The organism is Pseudonocardia lutea (genome assembly GCF_042658055.1).
Classification (GTDB): Bacteria; Actinomycetota; Actinomycetes; order Mycobacteriales; family Pseudonocardiaceae; genus Pseudonocardia; species Pseudonocardia lutea.
Window position 1 is genome coordinate 1 of record NZ_JBHSQK010000109.1, and the last position, 7779, is coordinate 7779.

A 7779-nucleotide genomic window follows, 5' to 3' on the forward strand; every position below is an offset into this window, starting at 1 on the left:
GCCCGCGCGCTCGGTCCCGGCGGGCGGCTGGTCAACCTCGGCAGCTCCGCGGGCGAGACCAGCCCGCTCGACTCGTCGACGCTGCGCAGCCGCTCGCTGCGGGTGCTCGGCTACACCAACAACGCGCTGACCCGCGAGGAGCGCGCGGAGTCCGTCGCCCACCTCGCCGCCCTGGACCTGACCGTCGCCCACGAGCGCGTGCCGCTCGACCGGGCCGCCGCGGCCTGGGAGCGCCAGGCCGCGGGCGGCGCCGAGGGCCGGATCGTCCTGGTCGTCTGACACCACCGGAGGAGCCCGTGTCGCCGTCGCTTCCCCTGCTGCCCACCTCGCTGGTCGGCAGCTACGCCCAGCCCGAATGGCTCATCGACCGCGCCCGGCTGGCCGGCCGCTTCCCGCCGCGGGTCCGCGCCCGCGAGCTCTGGCGGATCCCGCCGGAGCACCTCGCCGAGGCCCAGGACGACGCGACCCGGGTCGCGATCCGGGAGCAGGAGGAGGCCGGGCTCGACATCGTCACGGACGGCGAGATCCGGCGGGAGAGCTACTCCAACCACTTCGCCACCGCGCTCGAGGGCGTCGACGTCGACAACCCCGGCACCGCGCTGGACCGCAGCGGGCACCCCAACCCCGTGCCGCGGATCGTCGGGCCGATCTCCCGGCCGCGCCCTGTGCAGGTCGCGGACCTGCGCTTCCTCAAGGCGCACACCGACCGCACGGTGAAGATGACCGTGCCCGGGCCCTTCACCATGTCCCAGCAGGCGCAGAACGACCACTACCCGGACCTCGAGGCGGCGGCGATGGGCTACGCCGCGGCCGTGAACGCCGAGATCAAGGACCTGTTCGCGGCCGGCGCCGACGTCGTCCAGATCGACGAGCCGTACCTGCAGGCCCGGCCCGACGCCGCCCGGGCGTACGGGCTGGCCGCGCTGAACGCCGCGCTCGAGGGCGTCACCGGCACGACGGTCGTCCACCTCTGCTTCGGCTACGCCGCGATCATCCACGAGCGCCCGGAGGGGTACTCGTTCCTGCCCGAGCTCGCCGGTTGCACCGCCGACCAGATCTCGATCGAGACGGCACAGTCCGGGCTCGATCTCGGGGTGCTCGCCGACCTCGAGGACAAGACGATCCTCCTCGGCGTGATCGACCTGTCCGATCACGCCGTGGAGAGCGTGGAGACGGTCGCGGCACGGACCCGGCGCGCCTTCGACCGCCTCCCGCCCGAGCAGATCGTGATCGCCACGGACTGCGGCATGAAGTACCTGCCGCGCGACTCGGCCGCGGGGAAGATGCGGGCGATGGCGGGTGCCGCGGCCCTGCTGCGCGACGAGCTCGCGTGATCAGCCCAGCGAGTCCCGCCAGGCGATCCAGTCCTTGAGCAGCGACAGGTCGTAGTCCGGGCCGCCGACGCCCACGGTGAACAGCGAGACGCCGGCGTCCCGCAGGTCCTGCCCCGTCTCGGCCGGAGGCGCCTGCACGCCGCAGGAGCGCGTGATCTCCGCGGGGTCCCGGCCGATGTCGCGGCAGTGCCCGTCGAGCACGGCGCACTTGCGCCGCACGGTCTCGACGTCGCCGAAGCCGTGCCAGATCGAGGCGTGCTCGGCGGTGTAGCGGAGCGTCTTCTTCTCCCCGCCGCCGCCGATGAGGATCGGGATGTCACGGGTCGGGGCCGGGTTGAGCTTCGACCAGCGGTCGCGGATGCGGGGCAGGGCCGCGCCGAGGTCGTCCAGCCGGCGGCCCGCGGTCTTGAAGTCGTAGCCGTACTCCGCGTAGTCCTTCTCGAACCAGCCGGAGCCGATTCCGAGGATGAGCCGGCCGCGGGAGATGTGGTCGACCGTGCGGGCCATGTCGGCGAGCAGCTCGGGATTGCGGTAGCTGTTGCAGGTCACGAGCGCGCCGATCTCGACGCGGCTCGTGGTCTCGGCCCAGGCGCCGAGCATGGTCCAGCACTCGAAGTGCTTGCCGTCCGGGTCGCCGTAGAGCGGGAAGAAGTGGTCCCAGTTGAAGACGACGTCGGCGCCGGCCTCCTCGGCGGCGAGCAGCGTGTCGCGGATGCGGCCGTAGTCGGCGTGCTGGGGCTGCAGCTGGAGCCCGATGCGGACGGGAGCGGTCATGGCGCCATCGTGCTCCCGATACCCGGGTCCGACATCCCGGGGCGATGAGTTCGCCGGGCGCGGGCGGTCCACCGCTCGTCGACCCCGAAGGAGGCAGATCGTGATCAGCGGCATCCACACCGTGGCGCTCACCGTGCGGGACCAGGACCGGGCGCTGGAGTTCTACGTCGGCACGCTCGGGCTGGAGAAGCGGAGGGACGCCCCGTTCGGCGAGGGCCGGTGGATCGAGGTCGCCCCGGCCGGCTCGGCGACGTCGATCGCCCTGGTCGCGGGCGAGCCGGCGCCCGGCGGGCTGGGCACCGCGATCCGGCTGACCAGCCCGGACGCGGACGCCGTTCACACGGAGTTGCGGGAGCGGGGCGTCGACGTCGACGCCGAGGTGCTCCGCATGGGCGAGTACGCCCCGCCGATGTTCACGCTGCGCGACCCGGACGGGAACGTCCTGGTCGTCGTCGAGACCACCCAGTAGCAGTCAGATCTGACTGCTACTGTCGCGGGCATGCCCCGGCGCCGGGTTCCGGCGCCGGTCCCCAGCGTGGAGGAGGAGCCCGTGACCGCACCCGAGCAGGAGGCACTCGCCGGCCGCACGATCCTGATGTCCGGCGGCAGCCGCGGCATCGGGCTGGCCATCGCCGTCGCCGCCGGCCGGCACGGCGCCAACGTCGTGATCCTGGCCAAGACCGACCAGCCGGACCCGCGGCTGCCCGGCACGGTGCACACCGCCGTCGCCGAGGTCGAGCAGGCCGGCGGGCAGGCCCTGGCCGTGGTCGGCGACGTCCGCAACGAGGAGGACGTCGAGCGCGCCGCCGCACAGGCCGTCGAACGGTTCGGCGGGATCGACATCGTGGTCAACAACGCCTCGGCGCTGAACCTCACCGGCACCGAGGAGCTCGGCGTCAAGCGCTACGACCTGATGCAGCAGATCAACTCGCGCGGCACGTTCCTGCTGTTCAAGGCGGCCCTGCCGCACCTGCGCAAGTCCGACCGGCCGCGGGTGCTCACCCTCTCGCCGCCGGTCACGATGGCCCCGCACTGGCTCGGGAAGTTCCCGGCCTATGCGCTGTCGAAGTTCGGCATGACGATCCTGACGCTGGGCTGGGCCGCCGAGTTCGCCGAGGCCGGGATCGCCGCGAACTGCCTGTGGCCCGAGACCGCGATCAAAACCGCCGCGGTGCAGAACCTCCTCGGCGGCACCGACACCGTCGAGCGCTCCCGTGACCCCGAGATCATGGCCGACGCCGCCGTCGCCGTGCTCTCCCTGCCGCCGCAGCGCACCGGCGAGACCTTCATCGACGTGCAGATCCTGCGCGAAACCGGGGTCACCGACTTCACCCGCTACGGCGGCGGCGACGACCCGGAGCTCGACTTCTTCGTCGACGAGCTCAGCTGACCCCGCGCCCGGAACCGGCGGACGGCACTCTCGCTCGTACCTGGTGAGCGAGAGCGCCGCTCGCTCACAATCTCGGGGGTGCGGGCCGCTCAGAAACCGATGGGCAGGCCCGCGTAGTTCTCGGCGAGGCCGGTCTTCCCGGCCTCGCTGGTCGCCACCCAGCGCAGCTGCGAGAGCTGCAGCTGGGCGTCGAAGGGGTCGCCGGACTGGTGCAGCATCGTGGTCATCCACCAGGAGAAGTGGGTACAGCGCCAGACCCGGCGCAGCGCCGTGTCCGAGTAGGCGTCGGCGAGGGCCGGGTCCTTGTCGCGCAGCAGCGCGGCCAGGGCTGGGGCGAGCAGGGCGACGTCGGCGACGGCGAGGTTCAACCCCTTCGCGCCGGTGGGCGGCACGATGTGGGCGGCGTCGCCGGCGAGGAAGAGCCGGCCGTGCCGCATCGGCTGCTGCACGAAGCTGCGCATCGGCAGCACGGACTTCTCGGTGACGGGGCCGGGCGTGAGCGTCCAGCCGTCCTGGCCGTGGCCGAGCCGGGTGGCCAGGGCGTCCCAGATCCGGTCGTCGGACCACTCGTCGATGTCGGTGCCGTTCGGGACCTGCAGGTAGAGCCGCGAGACGGTCTCGGAGCGCATGGAGTGCAGCGCGAAGCCGTCCGGGTGCCAGGCGTAGATCAGCTCGTCGGTCGAGGGCGCGACGTCGGCGAGGATCCCCAGCCAGGAGTACGGGTAGACGCGCTCCCAGGTCTGCTTGACCGGGTCCGGCACGGCGGCGCGGGAGGGGCCGAACGAGCCGTCGCAGCCCACGATCACGTCGGCGTCGAGGCGCTCGGCGGTGCCGTCGGGGCCGGTGAAGGTGACGGAGGGCTGCTCGGTCTCCAGGTCGTGCACCGCGGTGTCGGTGACCTCGTAGCGGATCTCCTGGCCCGCGGCCTCCCGCGCCTTCCCGAGGTCCTTGGTCACCTCGGTCTGCCCGTAGACGGTGACACTGCGGCCCACGAGGTCGACGAAGTCGAGGTGGTGGCGCTCGCCCGGCCACTGCAGGTAGATGCCGCGGTGCTCGTCGCCCTCCCGGGCGAGCCGCTCCCCCAGCCCCACCTCGTGCAGCAGCTGCACGGTCGAGTGCTCCAGGATCCCGGCGCGGATCCGGGCCTCGACGTACTCGCGGGAGCGGGTCTCGACGATCACGGACTCTACGCCCGCGCGGTCGAGCAGGTGGGACAGCAGGAGCCCGGCGGGGCCGGCGCCGACGATGGCGACCTGGGTGCGCATGCGAGGAGTGTGTCCGCCCGGCAACCGCTCGCCTAGCCCGGGCTTTCACTCAGTGGAAGCGAGCGCCCGATCCCCGCCGCGGCGACCTGCAGGGCCGCGACCAGCCGGGCCCGGCCGCGGCGCAGGTCCGGGACGACGAGCCCGAGCGCGGCCACCACCTCCCCGTCCGGCCCGCGCCGGACCGGGACCGCGACGGAGCAGGCGCCGGGGCTCATCTCCTCGACGGTCTGCGCGAACCCCTCGCGGTGCACCCGGCGCAGCTGCTCGCGCAGCCGGCCGGGCTGGGTGATCGTGTACGGCGTGACGCGGGCGAGCTCGGCGAGCACGCTCCGCTGCACGTCGTCGGGGGCGAAGGCGAGCAGCACCTTCCCCACGCCGGTGGTGTGCAGCGGCAGCCGGCCACCGACCCGGCTGACCACGGGCACCGTCGCACGGCCGGACAGGCGGTCGAGGTAGAGGACCTCGGTGCCCGCGCGCTCGGCGAGGTGCACCGTGGCGTGCGTGGCGGCGTAGAGGTCGTGCAGGAAGGGCGCGGCGACCTGCCGCAGCTCCGCCTGCACCGGCGCGAGCAGGCCCAGGTCCCACACCCGTCGCCCGACGACGTACCGGTCGCCCCGGCGCTCCAGCCCGCCCAGCCCGACCAGCTCCCCCGCCAGCCGGTGCGCGGTGGCCAGCGGCAGTCCGGCCCGCTCGGCCAGCGCGGTCAACGACAGCGTCCGGTGCTCGGCGTCGAACGCCCCGAGAAGCGCGAACACCCGGGACGCCACGCTCGCCCCCGGCGTCGACAGGTTCCCCGCCACCCCCCGATCCTCCCACTGAGCGGAAACATCCGTCCCGTGAGTCGGGAGCTCCCGCACCGCGAGTCGCAAGCTCCGGCACCGCGAGTCGCGAGCTGCGACAAGTCCGGCGACAAGTCGCGCACAGGTCGGACGTAAGCGGGCCGACCCATCGTGGCGGCACACCCCGAGAAGGAGAGCCGCGATGACCGCCCCCGCCACCACCCCCGACCTGCTGGGCATGCGCCTGGCGCACCGCATCATGCGCGGCGACCTGCACCGGCTGACCGCCGTCGCGCAGCGCCTCGGCGCCGGCGAGCCCTGCGACGTCCGCCGCGCCAAGGCCCTCACCCGCTGGGTCACCACGCTGGCCGACGAGATCCACCATCACCACACGGTCGAGGACGAGCTGACCTGGCCGCTGATCGAGCGCAGCGCCGGCACCGCCGTCGACCTGACCGTCCTGTCCGACGACCACCGGGCCCTGGACCCGCTGCTCGACGACCTGCGCCGCGCGGCCGCCGGCTTCCTCGACGCCCCGATCTACCCCGAGCGTGCCGCGGTCCTCGCCGATGCCCTGGCCCGGGTGCGCGACTTGCTCGACGAGCACATCGAGAACGAGGAGGCCGAGCTCTTCCCCGTGATCGAACGGTACGTCGCGGCCGCGGACCGGCAGGAGATGGAGAAGGCGATCCGGAAGGGTGGTCCGCCGATGGGCTTCGTCCTGCCCCGGATCGCGGAGGTCACGACCTCGGACGAGCTGGCGGCGATCAAGGGCGAGGCCGGTTCGGTCCTGGTGCTCCTGCTCGCGCTGCTGCGCCCGCGGCACGCCCGCCGGGTCCGCCTCGTCTTCGGCACCTCCTGAGCACACCGCGTGAGCCACCTCGCGAACACCTCGCGAGCACGTCGTGAGCGCCGACCGCCACAGGCGGGCAGTCGGCCCTCATAGCTCCCGGGGAGCCGCGGAGACCCGATCGAGCTCGGCCAGGGCCGCCACCGCCCGCTGCTCCCAGTGCGGCGACCCGAGCCGGCGCGCGACCGCGCGGGCGCGCGCGAAGTGCGCCCGCCGCTCCTCGGCCGTCCGCCCCAGCACCCCGCCGAGCTCGCCGAGGAGCTGCGCCACCGGCCCGAGCGTGACGGTCCCGCTGCCGAGCCCGGCCAGCTGGTCGGCCCACGGCTCCAGCTCGGCCAGGCAGGCCGCCGCCACCGACCGGTCCGCCAACGCGACCGCCACCTCGGCCCGCAGGCCCATGAACAGCAGCCAGTAGTACGTCCGCGGCGGGTGCAGGTCGGGACGCCAGAGGGCGCGGGCCTCGTCCACCCGCCCGGCGGCGACCAGGGCGCGGGCCGTGGGATCGGTGACGGCCTCCGGGATCCGGTCCTGCAGCGCCGCGAAGGCCGGGGCCAGCTCGTCGAGCCTGCCCTGGGCGTGCCGCACCGCGAACAGCCCGAACAGGCCCAGGGTGTCGGCGTTGATCGCGCCGACGGCCTCCATCGCGGCCTGCACCGCCGCGTACCCCTGCTCGGCCCGGGCGAAGTCCCCGGCCACGACCGCCCGCAGCGCGGCGAAGATCGCCGCCCAGGCGAGCGTCACGCCGAGCTGGCCGCCGGAGGCCGCGGCGATGGCGGCGTCGGCGTGCCGCTGCGCCGCGTCGAGGTCGAACCGCTCGCAGGCGAGCATGAAGAGCAGGTGGTGCCCCTCGGACCGGTACCCCGCCAGCCCGGCCCGCTCGGCGGTCTCCAGCAGCTCGCGCCCCAGCCCCTCCAGCGTGTGCCGGAGGTCGGGGCCCAGCGCGGCGAACGAGCGCGCGTTGAGCACCACGCAGCGCAGCAGCGGGTCGCCGAGGCCGGCCGACAGCTCCATCGCCTCGGCCGTCAGCCGCTGGACCCGGACGTCGTCGTAGGTCTCCAGCTCGAACGCCAGCGCGACGAGCAGGCGGCACCGGGTCGCGGAATCGAGGCCCGAGTCGCCCAGGGCCTCGTCGAGCAGCCCGACGAGGTCCGCGTCGACGGCGACGTCCTGCCGGATCGTCCAGGAGACCGGGGCGTCGTAGCTGGTCAGCGCCGCGACGAGGGAGCCGGTGCCGCGCGCCCGGTCGACCGCGGCGCGGCGGGCGCGCACGGCGGCGGCGATCTGCCCGGCGTGCGCCAGCGCCGAGACGTGCCCGCAGCGCAGCGCGATCTCGTGCTCGACGTCGGCCCCCGCCGGACCGGCCAGCTCGCCCGCCGCGGCCCAGAGC

At 74.2% G+C, this 7779-nt stretch carries 8 protein-coding genes and 1 pseudogene; 5 read left to right on the plus strand and 4 right to left on the minus strand.

Annotation, left to right across the window (positions count from 1 at the left end; genetic code table 11):
- Positions 1-279: zinc-binding dehydrogenase (locus ACFQH9_RS30270; protein WP_379571552.1), on the plus strand; the 279-nt coding region annotated here is incomplete at its 5' end.
- A 17-nt stretch (positions 280-296) separates the two neighbouring features.
- On the plus strand, positions 297-1334 hold the full coding sequence (locus tag ACFQH9_RS30275; RefSeq protein ID WP_379571554.1) for a 5-methyltetrahydropteroyltriglutamate--homocysteine methyltransferase: 1038 nt from the start codon (positions 297-299) through the stop codon (positions 1332-1334).
- On the opposite strand, the gene ACFQH9_RS30280 is transcribed toward ACFQH9_RS30275, so the two are convergent.
- The gene (locus tag ACFQH9_RS30280) at positions 1335-2108 is read right to left on the minus strand and encodes an LLM class F420-dependent oxidoreductase (protein ID WP_379571556.1); all 774 of its coding nucleotides are present in this window, start codon (positions 2106-2108) and stop codon (positions 1335-1337) included.
- 100 nt (positions 2109-2208) lie between these two features.
- Between ACFQH9_RS30280 and ACFQH9_RS30285 the strand changes: the two genes are divergently transcribed.
- Both ACFQH9_RS30285 and ACFQH9_RS30290 read left to right on the plus strand, forming a co-directional pair.
- A complete protein-coding gene (locus ACFQH9_RS30285) occupies positions 2209-2577 on the plus strand; it encodes a VOC family protein (RefSeq protein ID WP_379571558.1) in 369 nt (122 codons plus the stop codon).
- A gap of 81 nt (positions 2578-2658) precedes the next feature.
- Positions 2659-3498, plus strand: coding sequence for an SDR family oxidoreductase (locus tag ACFQH9_RS30290; RefSeq protein ID WP_379571560.1), 840 nt, complete (start codon positions 2659-2661; stop codon positions 3496-3498).
- Positions 3499-3587: 89 nt separating this feature from the next.
- Here ACFQH9_RS30290 and ACFQH9_RS30295 read toward each other — a convergent pair whose 3' ends face one another.
- Both ACFQH9_RS30295 and ACFQH9_RS30300 read right to left on the minus strand, forming a co-directional pair.
- Entirely contained in the window at positions 3588-4763 is a 1176-nt protein-coding gene (locus ACFQH9_RS30295; protein WP_379571562.1) for a 4-hydroxybenzoate 3-monooxygenase, read from the minus strand.
- Between the two features lie 32 nt (positions 4764-4795).
- On the minus strand, positions 4796-5563 hold the full coding sequence (locus ACFQH9_RS30300; RefSeq protein WP_379571564.1) for an IclR family transcriptional regulator: 768 nt from the start codon (positions 5561-5563) through the stop codon (positions 4796-4798).
- Between the two features lie 181 nt (positions 5564-5744).
- Between ACFQH9_RS30300 and ACFQH9_RS30305 the strand changes: the two genes are divergently transcribed.
- A complete protein-coding gene (locus ACFQH9_RS30305; RefSeq protein ID WP_379571566.1) occupies positions 5745-6404 on the plus strand; it encodes a hemerythrin domain-containing protein in 660 nt (219 codons plus the stop codon).
- 78 nt (positions 6405-6482) lie between these two features.
- On the opposite strand, the pseudogene ACFQH9_RS30310 reads toward ACFQH9_RS30305, so the two are convergent.
- Positions 6483-7779: pseudogene (locus tag ACFQH9_RS30310) on the minus strand (hypothetical protein); the annotation flags it as partial.

Bases quoted from the DNA above. Each gene is read 5' to 3' on its own strand.
- ACFQH9_RS30280 (WP_379571556.1), bottom strand. From the start codon at position 2,108: ATGACCGCTCCCGTCCGCATCGGGCTCCAGCTGCAGCCCCAGCACGCC.
- ACFQH9_RS30295 (WP_379571562.1), bottom strand. From the start codon at position 4,763: ATGCGCACCCAGGTCGCCATCGTCGGCGCCGGCCCCGCCGGGCTCCTG.
- ACFQH9_RS30305 (WP_379571566.1), top strand. From the start codon at position 5,745: ATGACCGCCCCCGCCACCACCCCCGACCTGCTGGGCATGCGCCTGGCG.